Here is a 22,291-nt window from a genome sequence, read left to right as displayed (position 1 = left end):
GCTATAAACGACGTGGGTAGATGGATGCACTGTTTTTATGCTCCAAACCCATCATAAGCCTTGTTTTCAAGGCATGTCAGATAGATAAATGATGGGGCCGTATGGGCCTTTTTTTGTATTTGGCTTTTGCGAAAGCAAGCCTGATAAAAGTGAATAGTGAGTGTAATGAGTAAACAGTCACAACTGGAACAAATTATTCGTCCAGCTGTTGAGGCCGCAGGCTTCGAGTTTTGGGGCTTGGAATATTTGTCGCAAGGTAAGCATTCGATTTTGCGTGTGTTTATCGAGCATGAAGATGGTATTAGTGTTGATGATTGCGCTGAAGTCAGTCATCAGGTAAGCGGTGTCTTAGATGTGGAAGACCCTATCAGTGGTTTCTATAACTTAGAAATTTCATCGCCTGGAATGGATAGACCTTTATTCACAGAACAGCAATTCGCGATGTACGTAGGTGAAGATGCTGAGCTTCGTTTGTCGTTTCCGATAAACGGGCGTCGTAAATTTAAAGGCACTATTGAAAGTGTAAATAATGGCAAAATTAACTTGCTAGTCGATGGAGAAGTTCACGAAATCGACGTGCCGCAGGTTGAAAAAGCCCAGTTGATCGCAAAGTACTAGTCTAATAAAGATTAGTCTAGAACGGATTAGTGTAATAATCGCGAGTTTTATTGAAGGTTAACGCGTATGAGCAATAAAGAAATTTTGTTAGTGGTTGAAGCCGTTTCTAATGAAAAGGACGTCAAGCCAGAGGTTATTTTTGGAGCATTAGAAGCTGCTTTAGCGACAGCGACTAAGAAGAAGCATGGTATCGACATTGATGTCCGCGTGGATATCGATCGTGAGACCGGCGAATACGATACGTTCCGTCGCTGGACTGTGGTTGAAGATGATGGCGTTGAAGATCCGCTAACGGAGACGACGATTTCTGCTGCACAAGTTGAAGAGCCAGAAATTCAATTGGGCGAGTATGTTGAAGAACAAATTGAATCGATTGAATTCGGTCGTATCGCAGCTCAAACGGCAAAGCAAGTTATCGTCCAGAAAGTCCGTGAAGCTGAGCGCGCAAAAACGGTTGAAGCGTTCCGTGACCGCGTCGGTGAGCTTATCACTGGTGTGGTGAAAAAAATTACTCGCGACTACATCTACTTAGATTTGGGTAATAACGCCGAAGCTGTGATTCAGCGCGATGAAATGATGCCTCGCGAAACGGTTCGTGCGGGTGATCGCGTACGTGGATTGTTATACAGCATTAACGATGAGAATCGTGGCCCTCAGTTGTTTGTTAGTCGTACGCGTCCTGAAATGTTGGAAGAGTTGTTCCGCATCGAAGTACCAGAAATTGGCGAGCAAGTGATCGAAATCAAGGGCGCTGCGCGTGACCCAGGTTCACGTGCAAAAGTTGCAGTAAAAACGAATGACAAGCGTATCGACCCTGTTGGCGCATGTGTTGGTATGCGTGGTGCACGTGTACAGGCTGTAACTGGTGAGCTAAACGGTGAGCGTATTGATATCGTTTTGTTTGACGATAACCCTGCGCAGTTTGTGATTAATGCAATGGCTCCGGCTGAAGTTGTTTCAATCGTTGTTGATGAAGATTCTCGCAGTATGGATATCGCTGTTGATGAAGATCAGTTAGCACAAGCCATTGGGCGTAATGGTCAAAATATTCGACTTGCCAGTGAGTTGACTGGTTGGGAATTGAACGTGATGACTGAAGAAGAGTTTGCACAGAAGAATCAATCAGAAACAGAAGCTATTGTCAGCCTGTTTACTGATGAGCTTGGTGTTGACGAAGACTTAGCAGACATCTTGGTTCAAGAAGGCTTTACGACGTTGGAAGAAGTTGCTTATGTTCCTCAGTCAGAAATGCTTGAGATTGAAGGGTTTGATGAAGACTTAATCGACGCACTGAAGTCTCGTGCAAAAGATATTTTGTTGACAAAAGCTATCGCGACTGAAGAGCAGTTAGAGAAAAACGAACCAGCTGAAGATTTATTAAATATGGATGGTATGGATCGCCATTTGGCTTACGTTCTAGCGAGCCGTGGTGTGATTACGATGGAAGATTTAGCCGAGCAGTCGGTAGATGATTTAATCGATATTGAAGAGTTGGATAATGAGCGTGCCGCTCAATTAATTATGACCGCGCGTGCCCCCTGGTTTGAAGAACAGGAATAATCGGGGAGCGAGAAACCATTAAGCGGGGAGACTAAATGTCAGATACAACAGTTAAAGAATTTGCCGAAACCTTAAACACTCCAGTGGATAAACTGTTGGAGCAGTTAGAGGCTGCAGGCTCAAAAGTAAAAAATGCAGATGACACGATCACTGAAGAGCAGAAGAAGTCGTTATTAACTTATTTGCAAAAGTCGCATGGTGGCGATGAATCAACGGGTCCAAGAAAAATCACTTTAAGTCGTACAAAGAAAAGTACCTTGAGTGTGACCAGTTCTGAAGGAAAGAAAAAGTCTGTTCAGGTTGCGGTTAAGAAAAAGCGCACCTACGTTAAGCGATCGAGTGAAGAACTTAAGCGTTTAGCTGAAGAAGAAGAGAATCAAGCAAAAGAAGCTGAAGAAGCAAAACTAAGAGCTGAAGAAGAAGCTAAGCGTCAGGCTGAGGAAGCTGAGCGTAAAGCGCAAGAAGAAGCTGAGCGTAAAGCAAAAGAAGAAGCCGAAGCGAAGCGTAAAGCGGAAGAAGCCGAAGCGAAGCGTAAAGAAGAGGCTGTGAAGCGTCAGGCTGAAGAAGTCGAAGAGAAGGCAAAGCAGTCTAAGAATAAGGCTAAGCAAGAGAAGCAATCTTCTGACAAAGTTCAAAAGAAAATTGAAAAGCAGCTTGAAGAGCAGCAAGAACCCGAAGAAAAAGTGGTTAAAGCTGATCCAAACAAGCCTGCTAAGCCGATGTCGTTACGCGACTTTGAGGAAAAGTCAGGTAGAGGCAAGAAGAGAAAGAAAAAAGGTAAGAAGAAATCATCCGATGCGGATTTAGTAGCTAACGCTTATGAAGACAAAAATAAGCGTGGCACCAGTCACAAGAAAAAAGTATACCAGGCTCCAGATAATATGAAGAAACACGGTTTTAAAAAGCCAACGGACACGATCATTCATGATGTGCAAATTCCAGAAGCGATTACCGTGGGTGATCTCGCAAAAGCGATGGCAGTAAAAGCGCCTGAGCTGATGAAAGCCATGATGAAAGTTGGTGTTATGGCGACAGTTAATCAATCAATTGACCAAGAAACGGCGAGCTTGATTGTTGAAGAAATGGGTCATAACCCAGTTCTAGTAAATGAAAACGCGATGGAAGAAGCTGCACTGTCTGATGCAATGACAGATGATGGTGAAGGCAAGCCTCGTGCTCCAGTTGTGACCATTATGGGCCACGTTGATCATGGTAAAACATCGCTACTGGATTATATCCGCGCGAGTCATGTTGCGACCGGCGAAGCGGGTGGTATTACACAGCATATCGGTGCTTATCACGTTGAAACTGAACGCGGCATGGTGACTTTCCTTGATACTCCGGGTCACGCAGCATTTACATCGATGCGTGCACGTGGTGCCGAAGTCACGGATATCGTTATTTTGATTGTTGCTGCTGATGATGGCGTGATGCCACAAACGATCGAAGCGGTGCAGCACGCGAAAGCAGCTGGCGTACCGATGATTGTTGCAGTAAACAAAATGGATAAGCCAGAAGCTGATCCGGACCGCGTGAAGAATGAGCTATCACAGCACGATGTTATCCCTGAAGATTGGGGTGGCGACGTTCAGTTTGTACACGTATCAGCGAAATCAGGTGAAGGCGTTGACGGTTTATTAGAGTCTATCCTGTTGCAGTCTGAGTTATTAGAGTTAACGGCAGTTGACGAAGGCGCAGCAAAAGGTTTCGTTATTGAAGCTCGCCTTGATAAAGGTCGCGGTGCGATTGCATCTGTCTTAGTTCAAAAAGGTCAGTTGAATCAAGGCGATATCCTTTTAGCAGGTACTCACTATGGTCGTGTTCGTGCTTTATTGGATGAAAATGGTCAAGCGATTGATTCTGCAGGGCCTTCTATTCCAGTAGAAGTGCTGGGTTTATCCGGTGTTCCAGTGGCGGGCGACGAGGCAACAGTTGTTGCTGACGAACGTACAGCTCGTGAGATTGCGGAGCGTCGCGAAACCAAACAGCGTGAAGAGTTCCAAGCGCGCCAGCAAAAAGCCAAGCTAGAAAACATGTTTGCCAACATGGGTAATAGCGATGAATTACAACAACTTAACGTTATCATCAAGGCTGACGTACAGGGTTCGGTTGAAGCACTAAGCAAATCACTAACGGACTTTGCCACAGACGAAGTCGAAGTGAAGGTGATTTCAAGCGGTGTCGGTGGAATTAAAGAAACAGACGTTTCCTTAGCTGCTGCTTCAAACGCGATTATCATCGGTTTCAACGTGCGTGCTGATGCGACTGCTCGAAAAGTGGCTGAGCGTGATGCGGTTGAAATTCGTTACTACAGCGTAATCTATGAAGCGATTGAAGAAGTCAAAGCGGCATTAAGCGGTATGTTGTCGCCAGAGTCGCGTCAAGAAATCATTGGTCTTGCTGAAGTACGTGATGTCTTTAAGTCACCAAAGCTGGGTGCAATTGCCGGTTGTATGGTGGTTGAAGGTGTTGTTAAGCGTAGCAACCCAATCCGCGTATTGCGTGATAACGTTGTCATTTATGAAGGTGAGCTTGAGTCACTTCGTCGCTTTAAAGACGATGTGCAGGAAGTTCGTAAAGATATGGAATGTGGTATCGGCGTTAAAAACTACAATGATGTGAAGCCTGGTGATCAGATCGAGGTGTTCGAAATCGTTGAAGTTAAGCGTACGCTTTAATCCATTCCAACAGTGACGAGAAATTAAATGTCGCAAGCAAGAGCTAATCGAGTTGCAGACCAGATCCAGCGAGAGCTGGCTCTGGTTTTTCAGCGCGAAATGAAAGATCCTCGTTTAGGTATTGCTACCGTGTCTGCGGTAGAGGTATCGAGCGATTTACAGAACGCAAAAGTCTTTGTGACCTTTTTAGGCAAAGATGAGCAGGAACAAATTGATGAAGCGCTCGAAGTGGTTCGGGGCGCCGCAGGTTTCTTACGTTCGCAGTTAGCGAAAGAAATGCGGATGCGTAGCGTGCCAGCGTTACGATTCTTTTACGACAAGTCGATACAAGAAGGGCAGCGAATGTCCAGCTTGATTGATAAAGCCCTGTCGGAAGATAAGCAAAAAGCGTCTGATCAAGACGACCAATCTTAAGCGTTAACCGCTACTCCGGAGCAAGCAATGGCAAGAAGACGTAAGCGCGGTCGCGATATTACCGGTATTTTACTATTAGATAAACCGATGGATATGACCTCTAACAAGGCGTTGCAGCAAGCGAAGTTCTTGTATTTTGCACAAAAAGCAGGTCATACGGGCGCTTTGGACCCTATTGCTACGGGCGTTTTACCGCTCTGCTTTGGTGAAGCAACTAAGTTTTCACACTTTTTGCTGAATGCCGATAAGAAGTATCGTGTCGTGGGCAAGCTCGGACAAAAGACTACTACGGCCGATAGAGAAGGTGATGTTATCGAAGAAAAGTCAGTCGATGTGACTGAGCAGGAATTTGTAAAGGTAGTGCAACAATTCAAAGGTACTATCAAGCAGGTTCCTTCAATGTATTCGGCCTTAAAAAAAGATGGCGTGCCACTGTATAAATTAGCACGACAAGGTATCGAGGTGGAGAGGGAAGCACGCGAAGTGACCATTCACTCCATCGATATATTGCGTTTTGAAGATGATGAATTTGAGCTGGATGTCCATTGTTCCAAGGGAACTTATATCAGGAATCTGGTCGAAGATATGGGGGATGAGCTAGGTTGTGGTGCCCACGTTCAGGAGCTTCGCCGTACCGCGGTGAGTCACTTGCAACTGGAAGACTGCGTGAGCCTGGCTCAATTAGAGACGATGAAGCAAGCGGATGAGAAGCTTGCTATGGATGAATTATTAATGCCTCTAGAGAAGGCGTTGCATCATTTGCCTATTGCAGAATTAGATAGCGACCAGGCGTACTATATACGCATGGGACAGTCAGTGCAGATGAATGGTGCGCCACAAGAGGAAGAGTTTATCCTTAGAGATCCAGATGGATTTTTAGGGATCGGTTGTATTGACGATGATGGCAAGGTTGCTCCTCGTCGATTAATAAAGCAAACCAATTAGGAATCGTATGAACCCAGCTGTAAAACCATTAGTCATTTTCTCACACGGTAAGGTGTCGGGGCAGAAAGGAAGCCGTATTCAGGCACTGTCTAAAATTTGTGAGAAGAATGGCTTTGACGTAGAGTCTTTGGACTACCGTCGCTTGCCAACCAATGAACGGGTCACCAAGCTCAATAATTACTTATTGAACCTATCACGTCCTTATATTTTAGTGGGCACCAGTATGGGTGGTTACGTTTCTGCCGTTGCTGGATTGAATAATGACCCTATGGGGATATTTTTGATTTCACCAGCGGTTTATATGGACGGTTATGCCGAGGCTGAGCTGGAAAAGCTCAAGTGTCCCGTGACTGTGGTTCATGGCTGGCAAGATGATATTGTTCCCGTTGAAAACGTAATTCGCTTTGCTGGCGCAGCAAAAGCTGACTTGCATATCTTTGATGGTGGCCATCGTTTGCGGGAAAAACTCGCGGAAACAGAGACCTGTTTTGGGCAATTTTTAGATAATTGCAGAGAGCAGCAGCCACAACATCGGCTACGCAGTGTTGCTAACCAGTAGTCTTAGTTAACTTTTTATTTAAAAACCCTGTAAATTCAGGCCTTGTAGCTGAAATTTCCTTGCTGTCGGGGTTTGAAGTAGGGTACAATCGCGCATTCATTGAGCTGGCTGAATTAGTGATTGGCTGGCTCGTCAATAAAACTGAGTGTAATCACTCGAAATTGGAGATATAGAAGTATGTCACTAAGTGCAGAACAGAAAGCAGAAATCGTAGAAGAACATGGTCGCGGTGAAGGCGATACAGGTTCTCCAGAAGTTCAGGTTGCATTGCTATCAGCGCAAATCAACCACTTGCAAGACCACTTCAAGGCACACAAGCATGACCACCACTCACGTCGTGGTTTATTACGCATGGTAAGCCAGCGTCGTAAATTGCTTGATTACTTGAAGCGTAAAGATCATAGCCGTTACTCAGACTTGATTAAAAAGCTGGGTCTACGTCGCTAAAAAAATTAAGGGGCCTTGAGGCCCCTTTTTTGTTTGCTTTCAGACGATGTGGGTTCTGAGGGCAAGAGGGTACATAAGCCCAAGTAACTTAAATAGGAAAATATTGTGGATTATACGAAAAAATCATTTCAATACGGTGGCCGTGAAGTCACTATCGAAACAGGCCGTGTGGCTCGTCAAGCATCAGGTGCAGTAATTGTAGACGTTGAAGGAACGACTGCATTTGTATCGGTTGTTGGTAAAAAAGAAGCGAAAGAAGGCCAAGACTTCTTCCCGCTAACCGTTAATTACCAAGAAAAAACTTATGCTGCTGGTAAGATCCCAGGTGGTTTCTTAAAGCGTGAAGGCCGTCCTTCAGACGAAGAAACACTAACAGCACGCCTTATTGATCGTCCGTTACGTCCTTTATTCCCAGAAGGTTTCGTTAACGAAGTTCAAGTTGTTATTACTATTGTGTCAATCAACCCAGAAGTTGATCCTGCAGTACCATCAATGATTGGTGCTTCTGCGGCGTTGGCTATCTCTGGTATTCCTTTTGGCGGCCCAATTGGTGCAGCCCGCGTTGGTTATATTGATGGTGAGTACGCTTTGAACCCATCAACAACTGATATGGAAAACTCTAAGCTAGACTTGATGGTTGCTGGTACAGATAAAGCCGTATTAATGGTTGAGTCAGAAGCTGACGAATTACCAGAAAACGTGATGCTTGGTGCCGTTATGTATGGTCACCAAGAGTTACAAGTTGCGATTCAAGCGATTAAAGAATTACAAGCGGAAGCAGGTAAGCCTGCTTGGGACTGGACTCCTCCAGCTAAGAACACTGCATTGTATGATGCCGTTAAAGAAAAAATGCACGGCGCTATCGTTGAAGCTTATCAAATTGCTGAAAAAGCTGATCGTTATGAGAAGATCAACGAACTATCAGCAGAAGCGGTTGAAGCGTTAGCTGGCGAAGAAGAAGGTCAGCCTTCAGCAGATGAAGTAAAAGAAGTCTTCCACGACATCGAAAAAGAAGTGGTTCGTTCTCGCATCGTTTCTGGCCAGCCTCGTATCGACGGTCGTGAGCCAGATATGGTTCGTGCCTTGGATATTCGTACAGGCGTTTTACCGCGTACACACGGTTCTGCAATCTTTACGCGCGGTGAAACACAAGCGTTAGTGGTCGCGACTTTAGGTACAGAGCGTGATGCACAGATCAAAGACAGTATCATGGGTGAAGGTAAAGACCACTTCATGATGCACTACAACTTCCCTCCATACTGTGTAGGCGAAACAGGCTTCATGGGCTCTCCAAAGCGTCGTGAAATTGGTCACGGCCGTTTAGCGAAGCGTGGTGTTGCAGCGATGGTTCCAAGCATTGCTGACTTCCCATACACGCTACGTGTGGTGTCTGAAATTACAGAATCTAACGGCTCTAGCTCGATGGCTTCAGTCTGTGGTACCTCGCTCGCATTGATGGATGCAGGTGTACCGATGAAAGCACCTGTAGCAGGTATCGCTATGGGCTTAGTCAAAGAAGGCGAGAACTTTGTGGTTCTTTCTGACATCTTAGGCGATGAAGATCACTTAGGTGATATGGACTTTAAAGTAGCGGGTACTTCAGATGGTATTACCGCACTTCAAATGGACATCAAGATTGACGGTATTACTCAAGAGATCATGGAAAAAGCGCTTCATCAAGCAAAAGGTGGTCGTTTACACATTTTGAGCGTGATGAATCAAGCGATTGATAAGCCACGTGATGACATCTCTGAGCATGCGCCACGCATCACAGCGATTAAAATTCCAGTGGACAAAATTTCTGAAGTTATCGGTAAAGGTGGCTCTACTATCCGCGCGCTAACTGAAGAAACAGGTGCTACGATTGAAATTGAAGATGACGGTACTGTAAAAGTTGCGTCTAGTGACTCTGAAGGTGCTGCTGAAGCGATTCGTCGTATAGAGTTAATGACGATGGAAATCACTGCAGGTATGGAGTTCGACGGAAAAGTTGTTCGTATCGCAGACTTCGGTGCATTCGTAGAGTTAACACCTGGTCGCGACGGTTTGGTTCACATCTCACAAATCGCTCACGAGCGCGTCAACAAAGTTACCGACTACTTAAAAGAAGGTGACATTGTTAAAGTCAAAGTACTAGAAGTGGATCGCCAAAACCGCATCCGTCTTAGTATGAAAGCTTTGATTGACCCACCAGCGCAAGAAGAAGCGCCAGCTGGTCAAGAGTAATCACTTACTCGTTATGTTGTGAAAAGGGAGCTTAGGCTCCCTTTTTTGTGTCTTCTTGAATTATCTAAGCATGAATGAGTAATACTTTTTTCGCTACTCAGCGAGTTACTTTTTCTTGCGTGGACAAGAAAAAGTAACCAAAAAGAAGTCCACCCCTATATTTAGGTCATTCAAAGAATGACTACCTTCGTAAACTTCAAGTCATTATACGCACCGTTAAATACAGCACTTCCATGTGCTGAATTTAACTATTCAAATCTTCCATGATTTGAATTGCTATGACTTTAAGTTCACTCAGCTAAATATAAAGGGAAAACGGTGCTATAAGTTTGTGCTTTCGGTTACCCCTTAGAGCTTGCTGAGTATCGCAGTAATAATTGGAAATAAAGCATTTGAATGTTTGAGCGTAGCGAGTTGTCAAATGCGCCAATTATTATGAGAAACGGAGGGGAGCCGTAGGCCAAGCGACCGGGGTGTCGTTTCTTTTGGTTCGTTTTCTTTGGACAAGCAAAGAAAATGAACATATAACATAATAAACAGAGAAAAAGGAGAGCACATGAAATATCTAATAACTACAACATTGTTACTAGCGAGTTTCATCGCTAGTGGCGCTGAACAAAAGCAAGTACCTTGCTCGACTGAAGAATACAGTCAGTTTGATTTTTGGAGCGGTGAGTGGGAAGTCTTTGATCCCAAAGGAAAGAAGGTTGGTGAGAATACCATTGAGAAGATTTTAGGTGGTTGTAGCTTACAAGAGAGTTGGCGTGGGGCTAGTGGCAATGTCGGTCACAGTTATAACATTTATGATAGAAGCCAAAAACAATGGCATCAGACTTGGGTCGATAATAGCGGCACTTTGCTGGAGTTGAATGGTGGCATGGAAGGTGACTCAATGGTGATGTCTGGTACGACGCAGGGGGAAAGAGGTGTGGTGCTGAATAAAATTAGTTGGACTCCCGAAGAAGCTGATGTCAGACAGGTATGGTCAGTATCGACAGATAATGGTGAAAGTTGGAAAGTTATATTTAATGGCTTGTATAAAAAGAAAGTGGGGGAGTCATAATGGGTAAGCAAATACTAGCGGTGATTGTAGGAGTCATTGTTGGAGGTTTAACAATTTACGGTATTGAGTCTATCAATATGGTCCGGTATCCGTGGCCTGACAATTTGAGCATGGAAGATAAAGAGGCTTTTGCAGAGTATGTTTCGTCGTTGCCTGTTGATGCGTTTATTACGGTAATTATTGCGCACCTTATTGGGAGTTTTGTTGCAGGTTTTGTGTGCAGTAAGATCACTCCCTTTAGAAAATTACTGCTCGGAACGATTTGTGGAATGTTCTTTTTAGCTGGCGGTATCATGAACCTCGTGATGATTCCGCATCCGCTATGGTTCATGGTGATCGATCTTCTGATCTTCGTGCCATTTGCTTGGCTAGGGGCTAAGCTAGCAAAGTAGGGTAGGGCTTTAGGGATTCAAGTGGGGTTGTGAACATTATGGCTGGAAGCATTTTGCTCAGCCATAATAGATTCAGCCAGCTGCTCATCACCATCTTCTTTATCAACGCCTGACTGGTTAGGTGCTTTTTGGGGCTCTAAACTGAGTTGTGTGTAGAGGGCGAAATGGTCTGAACCGTAACCAGGTAAACGGGTAATTTTATCTAGGGTAAAGTGTTCGCTGTGGAATAGATGATCTAAGGGCCAGCGCATAAACCAGTATTTTGCGTGAAAGGTATTAAACATACCGCGACCGATTCTTGGATCGAGAAGCTGACTGATTTTACGGAAGAGTCGTGTTGTTCTTGACCAAGCCACATCATTCATATCGCCTGTCACAATGACTGGTTGATAACCATTACAAGTGTCTTCGATATTCTTAGCCACCATAACTAACTCTGCATCTCGTTCAGCGGATTCTTCATTTTCAGTTGGGCTGGGGGGTGCCGGGTGTAAAAAATGTAGCCGGACCTTATCACCACTTGTTAGAACGGCTTGTGCATGCATTGATGGGATATCATCTTCAACAAGAAATTGTGTTTCGGCACTTTCCAGCGGTAAACGGGAGTACACGTGCATGCCATACAAATTATCCAGGGGGCATTTGATGGTGTGAGGGTAAACGTCTTCTAGCTTGTCTAAATGCGACTGCCACCAATCGTTAGTTTCAAGAGTGACTAATATGTGTGGGTTGTATTGTCTAACTAAGTCGATGAGTTTGCGAGCATTGCGGTTAGTCATTAAAACATTAGCCGTGACGATACTAATGGTCGAGTGTTGCGCTGTGCCAGAGGGTTTAACCTCAGGCTTTGCCAATGATGTATACGGATAAATCCACCAGCTTTGATACACAAAACAAGCTAGGGTTAGCACGACCAATAACCAAGTCACAGGATGGGCAAAATCAAGCCAGATACATTCAGCGAGTAGCATCACTAAGCAAGTGATCGCCAGTTGGAGTCGTGGGAAGTCAAAAGCTCGAACCCACCATTTAGCGTTGCGCGATAGAGGAATAAGCGTGCAAAGCACCATAAGTGTGACGCAAATGCTGAGTAATACGACCATACAGTGTGAGGAATCCTTTTTATTGAGTAGTGCTACTAACCTTATGCTAAAGGATTTGAGGTGACTTTTCTGTAAAAGTTATCAAAATTTGGGAAGAGAAAGAAAAAAGCGCACATCCATGTACGCAACTACTGTGGAAGTTATAAAATCTTATGATTATTGTGGTGTTGCTTGAACGCTTAGTGTGATGCCTGAGGAGTTATTGTAGCCTCGTAGCCCAATGTGCCATGTGCCTGACTGCGGCGCACTGATAGTACAGGTTTCTTCGTTACCCCAACGGTAAGGACGGCAGTCGTAACTTGACGTTGTTGGCTGAGAGCCGTGACGAACGTATAAGTCGGCATCACCTGAACCACCGGTAATAGTGACGGTTAAGCTGCTGTAGTCACCGTTTAAGTCTTGGGTGTAGCGTGCCCATGCACCTTGAGCAACCGAAACGTTACTGTAGGTCTCATCGATTGGAGGATTACCCGGAGCCGTACCATCGTCATAGCTGCCGACCAGTGTGACGCCTGAGAAGCTAGAGTAGGCTTTTACACGCACGTAATAAGTGCCTTCGCCACTGCCTGAGCAACTTTCGTTGTTACCGTTTCGGTATGGACGACAATCGTAGGTTGAGTCAGTTGGTGCCGCGCCTTTACGAACGTACAAGTCTGCATCACCTGAGCCACCGCTGATGGCAAAGCTGATGTTGCTTGCGCCAGCTGGAACATCCATGGTGTACACAATGTCGTTACCTTGAGTCGCTGAAAGATCGGTTTCAGGAACGCCATTGTTTAAGACGTTATTGCCCGGTGGTTCGGGATCCGGATCAGGGTCAGGGTTTGGGCCAGTGCTCCCTTTAGCTAATTCGGCTATGTAAGTGACCGAGAGCTTGGCAAAGTTTACTGAGTGGTTGGCGTCAAAATGGTCATCGTTCGCGCTGTGAATATCACTATTGTAGTCATTCATGTAAGACTCAAAAGGCATCGATGCTGCATAACCTTTGTTATGCCATGACGCATGATCTGAGCAACCATAACCGCATTGGTCATAACCATAATCAACGCTTGGAAGATAGGTATCAATCAGATCGGCCATGAATTGATTTTGGTCTTGATTGGTGTAGTCCGTCATGAACACGATATCTTTGTTGCTACCCTTGTAGCCTGACATATCAAACTGCACCACACCGATGACATTGGCATTGTTGGATTTATGCTCTCCCGCGATTTCTTTCGAACCACGTAGACCGACTTCTTCTGCAGCGTAACCGATCAGTTTTATGGTGCGATTTGGCTTGAAATCAGTAGCAACAATGGCGCGCAAAGATTCCGTGGCGATAGCGATGCCAGAAGCATTATCGTCTGCTCCAGGTGCACTGCCTGACGTGTTAAAGCTATTGATAGAATCTAAGTGTCCCCCAACAACAACAATCTCGTTGGGGTTAGTTGTACCGGTGATGGTAGCTACAACTGACGGTTGGTTCCAGTTACTGTGGTTATAGAGTTGCACGTCAATATCATTGCGCCCGCTCGCGATAGATTGCCACTCACTCTTAATCCAGTTAGCTGCTTCAACGCCGGTATTGCTGGTGTAATATCGATTGTTATAACTGCTTAGTGTATTAACGGTTGAGATTAAATTGTTGCTAGAGATTTGACCGAGCAAGGCATTGACTGCATCAGGATTATCAATGGTGTAGTTGACGGCAGCAAACTCTTGGGTCTGATTTTTGCTGTGTGCGTAGTCTTGAGCTTCTTGCTGAGAGCTATGGTAGAAGAAACCACCGCAACGTTTGTGTTCCTCATGCATTAGTTGGCTCAGTTCCAAAATCTTGGACTCAGAGATTTGGGCAATAGCAACTTGGTTATCTTGTTTCTGGCCAATAAGTCCTGATAGTTTCATTGGAATCTTGGTTTGGTATTTGCGTTGAATCGTCTCGACAGCGTCGCCGCCTAAGGTGATCCAAACTTGTTTATTGCTGATTGATTGTTTGGCTACTGGTGCTGAGTCTTGTTCAGCAATTACACTTTGTGTAAGTACTAGCGATCCAGCAACCACTCCTGAAATAAGGAGACCGGTTGATAGACATTTCATGATGTGTACCTGCGAATTAAAAGTATCGAAAGGAGGGGCTTGAAGCCCCTCGCTTAGGTTGGAATGGTTATTGAGGAGTAGCAGTAATGTTTAATGTAACACCAGAAGCTGCATTGTAGCCTCGTAACCCAATGTGCCATGTGCCTGACTGTGGCGCACTGATAGTACAGGTTTCTTCGTTACCCCAACGGTATGGACGGCAGTCGTAACTTGATGTTGTTGGCTGAGAGCCGTGACGAACGTATAAGTCCGCATCACCTGAGCCACCGGTAATAGTGACGGTTAAGCTGCTGTAGTCACCGTTTAAGTCTTGGGTGTAGCGTGCCCATGCACCTTGAGCAACCGAAACGTTACTGTAGGTCTCGTCGATTGGAGGATTACCCGGAGCCGTACCATCGTCATAGCTGCCGACCAGTGTGACGCCTGAGAAGCTAGAGTAGGCTTTTACACGCACGTAATAAGTGCCTTCGCCACTGCCTGAGCAACTTTCATTGTTACCGTTTCGGTACGGACGACAATCGTAGGTTGAGTCAGTTGGTGCCGCGCCTTTACGAACGTACAAGTCTGCATCACCTGAGCCACCGCTGATGGCAAAGCTGATGTTGCTTGCGCCTGCTGGAACGTCCATGGTGTACACAATGTCGTTACCTTGAGTCGCTGAAAGATCTGTTTCAGGAACGCCATTCTCGAGGACATTGTCACCAGGAGGCGGTGGTGGGTTGCCGCCACAATCACGGCCTGGGCTAACGTTACTGCTGATGCCTACCGCTTGAAGTGTTGCGTTAACGTCGTCGACGCTATAGCCCAAATCACATGCTGAGTCTAATACGCCGTCACCAGCATCGTCCCAGTTGGTTCTAGATGTCCAGTAATTTTGGTTAGCGCGTGTGTAAACTTCAAATGCTTTTTTCGTGTCCCAGCCAGCGGTTGTGGCTAGCAAGTAAAATGCTTTGTTGTAGACACCTGAGCTGTGGTGTACGTCCATGCCAGAAGTATAATCACTTTGATGGCCAATAGAGTTTCCATCTTTTGTCGGATCATCCATGTAGCGTAATGCGCCATTACTCTTAAAGATTTGCTCACCAACTAAGAAGTCGTTTGTGCCGTTCATATAAAACTCAGCCGCTTCACCTGACATATCAGAATAGGACTCGTTTAGGCCACCTGATTTACCACTGTAAACTAAGCCTGAGTTTTGCTCGGTGAAACCGTGACTCACTTCGTGCGCCATGACGTCTAGCGATACCAATGGGTAAAAGCGATTAGCGCCATCACCAAAGGTCATTTGTTGCCCGTCCCAGAAAGCGTTTTCATAGTTGTTACCATAGTGAACGCGGACGCGAAGTTTTTGAGTCAATGGCGCTGTATTAAACCAGTCACCGAACATGTTAAAGACAACGCCGCCAAAGAAGTGGCCATCGTTTAACGGGGAATAAGCACCATTAATTTCTTTAACTGTATTTTCAGGACAGGTGAAGCTATGGATGCTTCCACCATACTGTGAGTTGTTCATGTTGATGGTATCAACGTTGCTATTGCTCATAGTACAAGTGTTGCCTGACTGTGAAACGTTCATTGGATCGAAGTCAGTTCCATATACATAACGTCCAGTTTTTTGGTTACCGCCTGGGCCTGTCGCATTAGCCGTTTGTAGGTTTTCATACGAGTGGAGCACATCGCCAGTTTTCGCATCAACGAACATTTGTGGACGTGATGGTTTATCACCGTGAGATACGTAGCTTACTGAGTAAACTAACTTTGCAACACCATCGTTATCTTGCCAGATGACTAAGTCAGACTGCTCGTTTTCAAAGTGTGATGGTGCTCGGTTAGTTTTACCTTGTGCGTTGAATGCTTGCGAGCTTTTCGCAATAGACAAAGCTTCTGCTGACGTAATGCTAGGCTTAACGCTAGGTACGTCTAACTCAATGTCGCTCAACACTGCGCCGTGAGCGAAGCTAAAAGCACCTGAGCTAGTGCGCGTGATAATCACGTCATCGCCAATAACTGGAATACCCTTGTAAAACTGTTGGTAACGTTTAGTCACCTGGCCGTTGCTATTGTAGCTTTTGCGAACTTGCAAAGAATCGTTGTTGCTATTTAGGCCTGCAATTTGTTTGGCATTCATAGAAACAGAGCCTGGTAAGGCTTGCTGTTCAGCGATGAGATTATTAACGGTGGGATTGTCGCGTAGCGATTGTCTTTCGGCAGCGTGACCAACAGCGGTCAACATGCTTAACGACAGCGCGCTGAACACGAATTTTGAACGTGTGTTCATAAACTTCTCCTTCTCATTTTGAGTAGATACTATTTTTTTGAGTGGCGCTGAAGTCTCTTTCGTTACCTTCTTAATCGCAGCGTTTAGACAGAGGATTAAGACCTATCAGGTATTGAAAAGAGTACCCCCCTCAGCGCCTTGTGTTCTAGATTTAATCTAAATAATTCTTTAAACACGACCTGTAAACTATCAGTGAAGTTAGAGCTGTTCAATTATTAAACTGTATCGAATTGTGTAGTTATGTAGCTTTGTGACAGGGGCGGGCTTTTGTTTGTGAGGCAATGCCTCGTTGAGTGTGAAGTGACGCTTTTTTGAGATTTTTTAAGTCATTGGTGCATTTTATATCTCAAATTACGTCGAGTTGTTATGTGCGTCTTTCAATAAAGTCGGGCACCGAGGTGCCCTTTTGTGGAGGAGAGTGTTGCAAGAAGATCTGTAGGGAGAGTCTGTAGAGAGTGCCTGTAGAGATTTCCTGTAGAGAGTTCTGTAGAGAGAAATAATAAGTGTGACATCCTTGTCTTGGAGTAGTCCTATGCTCTGGGGGATATTCTCAAAAGCCGCTAGTTCAGGGAGTTTAGTTCTGAGCTTTTAATTTTGAGCTATAGCGCTTTGGTTTAAGTGCTCTGAAAAACTCATGTCACTGGTTTGATGGAAACCCACCAGTAGGTTTGAATTCAACTCATAGCGCACGGTGTAAGTAATGGTCTCGCCACTGTTTAATGCCAGCTTTTGTGGATCGGATAGTTGGTTTGTTTCTTTATCCGTGTTGATGCTGTAATTGATTAGCGCACCAGGGTTTGGCAACGGAATATGGTAGTAGCCATTTAAAGCATCGTCCGTGTCGTTAGTAAAAGTTTGCGACAACGTTAAAACGGTCAGACCATCATAACGCTCCTGTTTGATGCTACTTGAGCTTGGTTGAAGAGGGCGCACTTCACGATTGGTATCGATCGAGTGGATGACGCCAAATAACTTAACATTCTCTAAAGGCTCAGTGGGTTGATCAGCTTTTAAATTGGTACTAAGACCTAAAGCCAGCATAGCGATTGCAGCAAAAGCGACTTGTTTAAATTTTGTGTTCGTGTTCATGGTTCACTCCTTAGAAGCTTCGTGCTTGAAGCTGTTTCGTTGTTCGATGGTGTTATTTAACCGAACCTTTGTGGAGCTAATCTGTGAACAAAATGATGGAAAATTTATAGAATCAGGCAGAAAAATGGCGACTTAAGGAAGTCGCCATGTCATGTTTGATAGCAGTAACCGCTGTGTTTACTGTTTCTTCATGGTAAAAGTAAAAGTTACAGGGACTTCGTCACTAATGCTATTTAACCCAGCAATTTCTTGAAGTTTATCCACTCCAGCTTTGAGCCCTAAGTTTTCAGCAGAAAGAACGATAGGTTTGGCAGTTTCAACTTTAAGGGTCCCTGCATCTATACGGGTGATAGTAACTTCAGCTTCGACGTCGACTTTATTGCCAGCTAAATCAAGCTCGGCTGCCATGGTCTTTGTTTTACTATCCGCAGGAAGGTCTTTTGATGTTATTTGGCCAGTGATAACTGCTTTAGGTGTTTTATCCGTCATGAACAAGTGCTTTTGCATACGCTCATCACGAATCTCAATGCCGGTATCGACGCTAGTCAGATCGACGCTTAAGCTAAAATTACCTTCAATGCCCACCACGGCATCAAAACGTTTAAACTGATGGTTTTCAGTGATGTCACCATTCTTGGTGCTGCTGAAATGAAGCTCCGATTGTTGTGAATCTAAACTCCACTGGCCGACGTGTTCTTTGCCTTGGTCGTTGTTGCAGGCTGAGACTGCTAATAATGCGCTGAGGGATAAGGCTTTGATTAAGGTGTTATTGGATAGAATATCTTTGGACATCTTGTGCTCCTTTGATTTCGATGGATTCGAGTGTATCAAATCTTGGGTGAAAAAAAATCTGGTGTTTTGGCGAAAAAAGGATTAATTTTCGCTTTTTATACTGCTTGGAATCGCTTTTGATGAATGCTGTGGTTCTGGGGGTTACCCTCTTTGTGGTTGTCCAACTCATGGTTGGGCTGTGGGCGTCTCGTAAACCTAAAAGCGAGACGGATTTTCTGTTAGCCGGGCGCCAGCTCAAGCCGAGCTTGGCGGTCTTTACCATTTTCGCGACTTGGTTTGGCGCTGAGACCTGTATTGGTGCTGCGTCGTCAATCTATGATAATGGTTTGTCGGGCGGTACTGCCGATCCCTTTGGTTTCGCTTTGTGCCTTTTTCTGATGGGCTTTGTCTTTGCGATGCCTTTGTGGAAGCGAAAATTCGTTACTTTTGCGGATTTATTCCGTCAGCGTTATTCGCCAAACATTGAAAAGTTGGTGGTGCTGATTTTAGTGCCCGCGTCGATGTTATGGGCGGCCGCACAAATTCGTGCATTTGGACAGGTATTATCATCACTATCCGGCCTACAAGTTGAAATCACCATTACCATTGCTGCAGCTGTGGTGATCATTTACACCATGCTGGGTGGCTTACTAGCTGTGGCGGTGACCGATGTGATCCAAGCCAGCTTTTTAATTCTGGGCTTGTTGTTATTGGGTATTTTTGTTTTTACCAGTGGCGATCCTAACGCCAGCTTGAGCACGGTAGACGCTGCACGTTTTAGCTTTGTCTCGGAAGATTCAACCTTGCTCCAGAAATTTGAAGCTTGGGCCATACCGATTTTGGGTTCAGTGTTAACGCAAGAGCTGATCACGCGAGTTCTAGCTTGTCGTAGTGCTGAGGAAGCGCGTCGTTCTACACTGATGGGGGCGAGCTTGTATTTGACGATAGGTCTTATCCCTGTCTATTTAGGGCTTGTCGGCTTAAATCTGATGCCTGGCTTGGTCGAGTCAGAACAGTTATTACCGCAACTGGCGAAAGAGTATTTGCCGACTTTCCTCTACATATTGTTTGCAGGGGCGCTGGTGTCGGCGATCTTATCGACCGTGGACTCGGTATTACTGGCTGCTAGTTCATTGATTTCACATAACATTGTGGTGCCTTTTAAGAAAAGACAACAAACCGTGTCCGAGCGCCAAAAAGTCTTGTTCGCACGAATTGGCATCGTCGTATTAGGCACCATCGCTTATTACCTCGCGTTACATGCTGAAGGGGTGTATGAACTGGTGGTGACGGCGTCGGCTTTTGGTAGTGCGGGCGTCTTTATTGTCGGCAGCTTTGGCCTATTTACTCAGTTTGGGGGAGCTAAAGCTGCCGCCAGCGCACTCATCAGTGCCGCTACGATTTGGATACTGGGTGAGTTTGTTTTTGCTTGGGCAACGCCATTCTTTATATCGCTATTAACAGCTTTAGGGGTCTACGTCGCTGTAGGTCTTGTGGAGCATAGCTTTGCAGACGATAAAAACAAACTGACATCTGCTTAAAAAATAGCCAGCCAACACTGGCTTAGGGTGGGGCGCTGATGGTATAATTCGCGCCCTTTTTTGAACAAATCGGCTAATTTTAGCTAAATTGCGTAGCGTCAGGAGCAAGTAAGGTCACATGAGCAAGAAACTATTTATCAAAACCTGGGGTTGTCAGATGAATGAATACGATTCGTCTCGTATGTCAGATCTGTTGAACAAAACTCATGGTTTAGAAGCGGCGGCATCGGCAGAAGAAGCTGATGTTGTGTTGCTCAACACTTGCTCGATCCGTGAAAAAGCACAGGAAAAAGTGTTTTCTCAGTTGGGTCAGTGGAAAAACCTGAAAAACGACAAGCCAGACTTGATCATAGGTGTTGGTGGCTGCGTGGCGTCGCAAGAGGGTGAAGCGATTCGCCAGCGTGCGCCTTATGTGGACGTGATTTTTGGCCCACAAACTTTGCACCGCTTACCTGAAATGATTAAAGAAGCGAGTGGTGAAGGAACCACTAAAAAAGCGGTGGTTGATATTACCTTCCCTGAAATCGAGAAGTTCGACCGCTTGCCGGAGCCTCGTGCTGAAGGCCCGACAGCTTTTGTGTCGATCATGGAAGGTTGTTCTAAATATTGTTCTTTCTGCGTGGTGCCTTACACTCGTGGTGAAGAAGTGAGTCGTCCATTTGATGATGTTTTAGCTGAGTGTGCGCAATTGGCAGAGCAGGGTGTTCGTGAGATTAATTTATTGGGTCAGAACGTGAACGCGTACCGTGGCCCAACCCATGAAGGCCACACCGCTGACTTGGCAGAATTGATTACATACGTTGCGGCGATTGACGGCATTGATCGTATTCGTTTCACCACATCACACCCGGTTGAATTTTCAGACCGGTTGATTGAAGTGTATGAAGATGTGCCTGAATTAGTCAGCCACTTACACTTACCTGTCCAAAGCGGCTCAGATCGTGTGCTGGCTCTAATGAAACGCGGCCATACGGCTCTGGAGTATAAGTCGAAAATTCGTCGCCTACGCAAAATTCGCCCGAACATGTCAATGTCCTCTGACTTCATCATTGGCTTCCCGGGCGAAAGCGAAGCTGATTTCGAAGATACTATGAAGTTGATTGGCGAGATTGGTTATGACCACTCGTTCAGCTTTATTTACAGCGCGCGCCCAGGCACCCCAGCATCGGACATCGTTGACGACACGCCGATGGAAGTGAAGAAACAGCGTTTGTCGATTTTACAGCAACGTATTAATCAACAAGCTTTCTCCATCAGCCGTAACATGGTTGGCAACAAAGAAAAAATCTTGGTTGAAGGGCCTTCTAAGAAAGACCCGATGGAGCTTCGTGGTCGCACTGAGAACAACCGCATCGTTAACTTCGTTGGGCCACACAGCCTGATCGGTAAGTTTGCTGAAGTGACCATCACCGACGCGTTCCCGAATTCATTACGTGGAGAGTTTGAGCCTGATGGCTTGGTTCACTAAGTTAAACATCTTTATAGGATAGTTTTTGTCTCAATTATCAAACGAAACTTTTGAGTTATTGCCTGCCGATAATAATCGTTTATCGGCTTTATGTGGCTACCTTGATGAACATTTAAAGCACATTGAGCGCCGACTGGGCATTGAAGTCAATGTCCGCGGAAACTCTGTCAGCCTGATTGGTGAAGGCATGAATGTTGCTGCCGCGCGTCAGGTAGTCGAAGGTTTGTATAACGACACCGCTAAAAAGAAGGTGCTCGATAGTGCTGATATTCACTTAGCGATTCAAGAAATTTCGACTGAGTTAGAGTCAGCTAAACCCAAAGGGCATGTTGATGATAACGTCACCTTGGTGACGAAGCGCGGCTTGATTAAGCCTCGTAGCCCGAATCAAAAGCAATACCTACAAAACATTATCCACCATGACATCAGTTTCGGAATTGGTCCTGCGGGTACCGGTAAAACCTACCTTGCGGTGGCGAATGCTGTGGATGCGTGGGAAAAACAGCAGGTTCGCCGTATCTTGTTAACGCGTCCAGCTGTCGAAGCGGGTGAGCGCTTGGGTTTCTTGCCTGGCGACTTGGCGCAGAAGGTGGATCCTTATTTGCGACCGCTTTATGACGCTTTGTATGAAATGTTTGGCTTTGAAAAAGTGGCCAAGCTAATGGAGCGTAACGTGATTGAAGTTGCGCCTTTGGCGTACATGCGTGGTCGAACCTTGAATGATGCCTTTATTATTCTGGACGAAAGCCAAAACACCACGGTTGAACAGATGAAAATGTTCCTGACCCGTATTGGTTTCAGCTCCAAAGCGGTAGTGACCGGTGATATTACGCAGGTGGATTTGCCGCGAGGGCAAAAGTCCGGTCTGCGCCACGTCATTGATGTTCTAAAAGATGTGGATGGCATTAGCTTCACCTTCTTCCAGTCTAAAGATGTGGTGCGTCACCCCGTGGTACAGCGTATTGTGCAAGCGTATGAAGATGCGGATGTTGCCGAAGCCAAACGCTCTGCGGATACCGCCAGCGACGCAGCGAAAAAACTGTAACGCCCTGATACGTAT

Annotated in this window: 18 protein-coding genes; 13 read left to right on the top strand and 5 right to left on the bottom strand. The window is 45.5% G+C overall.

What is annotated here, in order from left to right:
* Window positions 1-165 precede the first annotated feature (165 nt).
* From rimP to KFK88_RS00440, 10 genes are all read left to right on the top strand, one after another.
* On the top strand, window positions 166-618 hold the full coding sequence (gene rimP / locus KFK88_RS00485) for a ribosome maturation factor RimP (protein WP_223576696.1): 453 nt from the start codon (window positions 166-168) through the stop codon (window positions 616-618).
* Window positions 619-684: 66 nt separating this feature from the next.
* The gene (gene nusA / locus KFK88_RS00480) at window positions 685-2,178 is read left to right on the top strand and encodes a transcription termination factor NusA (protein WP_223576695.1); all 1,494 of its coding nucleotides are present in this window, start codon (window positions 685-687) and stop codon (window positions 2,176-2,178) included.
* 35 nt (window positions 2,179-2,213) lie between these two features.
* Entirely contained in the window at window positions 2,214-4,856 is a 2,643-nt protein-coding gene (gene infB, locus KFK88_RS00475) for a translation initiation factor IF-2 (protein WP_223576694.1), read from the top strand.
* A 27-nt stretch (window positions 4,857-4,883) separates the two neighbouring features.
* On the top strand, window positions 4,884-5,270 hold the full coding sequence (gene rbfA, locus KFK88_RS00470) for a 30S ribosome-binding factor RbfA (protein WP_223576693.1): 387 nt from the start codon (window positions 4,884-4,886) through the stop codon (window positions 5,268-5,270).
* Between the two features lie 27 nt (window positions 5,271-5,297).
* Window positions 5,298-6,215 carry a tRNA pseudouridine(55) synthase TruB gene (gene truB, locus KFK88_RS00465; protein ID WP_223576692.1) on the top strand — a complete coding sequence of 306 codons (918 nt, stop codon included), beginning with the start codon at window positions 5,298-5,300 and terminating at the stop codon, window positions 6,213-6,215.
* 7 nt (window positions 6,216-6,222) lie between these two features.
* Window positions 6,223-6,774, top strand: a complete 552-nt coding sequence (locus KFK88_RS00460; protein ID WP_223576691.1) for an alpha/beta hydrolase — start codon at window positions 6,223-6,225, stop codon at window positions 6,772-6,774.
* Between the two features lie 177 nt (window positions 6,775-6,951).
* Window positions 6,952-7,221, top strand: coding sequence for a 30S ribosomal protein S15 (gene rpsO, locus KFK88_RS00455; RefSeq protein WP_223576690.1), 270 nt, complete (start codon window positions 6,952-6,954; stop codon window positions 7,219-7,221).
* A gap of 105 nt (window positions 7,222-7,326) precedes the next feature.
* Window positions 7,327-9,447, top strand: a complete 2,121-nt coding sequence (gene pnp / locus KFK88_RS00450) for a polyribonucleotide nucleotidyltransferase (RefSeq protein WP_223576689.1) — start codon at window positions 7,327-7,329, stop codon at window positions 9,445-9,447.
* 556 nt (window positions 9,448-10,003) lie between these two features.
* Window positions 10,004-10,510, top strand: coding sequence for a hypothetical protein (locus KFK88_RS00445; protein ID WP_223576688.1), 507 nt, complete (start codon window positions 10,004-10,006; stop codon window positions 10,508-10,510).
* Window positions 10,510-10,902 (top strand): hypothetical protein, encoded by a 393-nt coding sequence (locus KFK88_RS00440; RefSeq protein ID WP_223576687.1) that lies wholly within the window; start codon window positions 10,510-10,512, stop codon window positions 10,900-10,902. Before KFK88_RS00445 ends, KFK88_RS00440 begins: the two co-directional genes overlap by 1 nt.
* Before the next feature lie 17 nt (window positions 10,903-10,919).
* On the opposite strand, the gene KFK88_RS00435 is transcribed toward KFK88_RS00440, so the two are convergent.
* The 5 genes from KFK88_RS00435 to KFK88_RS00410 form a co-directional block, all read right to left on the bottom strand.
* The gene (locus KFK88_RS00435) at window positions 10,920-12,005 is read right to left on the bottom strand and encodes an endonuclease/exonuclease/phosphatase family protein (protein ID WP_223576686.1); all 1,086 of its coding nucleotides are present in this window, start codon (window positions 12,003-12,005) and stop codon (window positions 10,920-10,922) included.
* Between the two features lie 156 nt (window positions 12,006-12,161).
* Window positions 12,162-14,084 (bottom strand): M20/M25/M40 family metallo-hydrolase, encoded by a 1,923-nt coding sequence (locus KFK88_RS11975; protein WP_317851533.1) that lies wholly within the window; start codon window positions 14,082-14,084, stop codon window positions 12,162-12,164.
* Window positions 14,085-14,151: 67 nt separating this feature from the next.
* Window positions 14,152-16,362, bottom strand: a complete 2,211-nt coding sequence (locus KFK88_RS00420) for a M4 family metallopeptidase (protein ID WP_223576685.1) — start codon at window positions 16,360-16,362, stop codon at window positions 14,152-14,154.
* Window positions 16,363-16,950: 588 nt separating this feature from the next.
* Entirely contained in the window at window positions 16,951-17,451 is a 501-nt protein-coding gene (locus KFK88_RS00415; protein WP_223576684.1) for a hypothetical protein, read from the bottom strand.
* Window positions 17,452-17,628: 177 nt separating this feature from the next.
* Entirely contained in the window at window positions 17,629-18,243 is a 615-nt protein-coding gene (locus tag KFK88_RS00410; protein WP_223576683.1) for a YceI family protein, read from the bottom strand.
* A 119-nt stretch (window positions 18,244-18,362) separates the two neighbouring features.
* Here KFK88_RS00410 and KFK88_RS00405 point away from each other — a divergent pair, with 119 nt between their 5' ends.
* From KFK88_RS00405 to KFK88_RS00395, 3 genes are all read left to right on the top strand, one after another.
* The gene (locus KFK88_RS00405) at window positions 18,363-19,763 is read left to right on the top strand and encodes a sodium:solute symporter family protein (protein ID WP_223577650.1); all 1,401 of its coding nucleotides are present in this window, start codon (window positions 18,363-18,365) and stop codon (window positions 19,761-19,763) included.
* A gap of 118 nt (window positions 19,764-19,881) precedes the next feature.
* Entirely contained in the window at window positions 19,882-21,231 is a 1,350-nt protein-coding gene (gene miaB / locus KFK88_RS00400; RefSeq protein WP_223576682.1) for a tRNA (N6-isopentenyl adenosine(37)-C2)-methylthiotransferase MiaB, read from the top strand.
* A 25-nt stretch (window positions 21,232-21,256) separates the two neighbouring features.
* The gene (locus KFK88_RS00395) at window positions 21,257-22,276 is read left to right on the top strand and encodes a PhoH family protein (RefSeq protein WP_223576681.1); all 1,020 of its coding nucleotides are present in this window, start codon (window positions 21,257-21,259) and stop codon (window positions 22,274-22,276) included.
* Window positions 22,277-22,291 lie beyond the last annotated feature (15 nt).

The organism is Kangiella taiwanensis, assembly GCF_020005165.1.
In the GTDB taxonomy this organism is placed as follows: Bacteria; Pseudomonadota; Gammaproteobacteria; order Enterobacterales; family Kangiellaceae; genus Kangiella; species Kangiella taiwanensis.
Note: the sequence above shows the minus strand (reverse complement) of the source record. Positions and strands in the feature narration are given on the sequence as shown.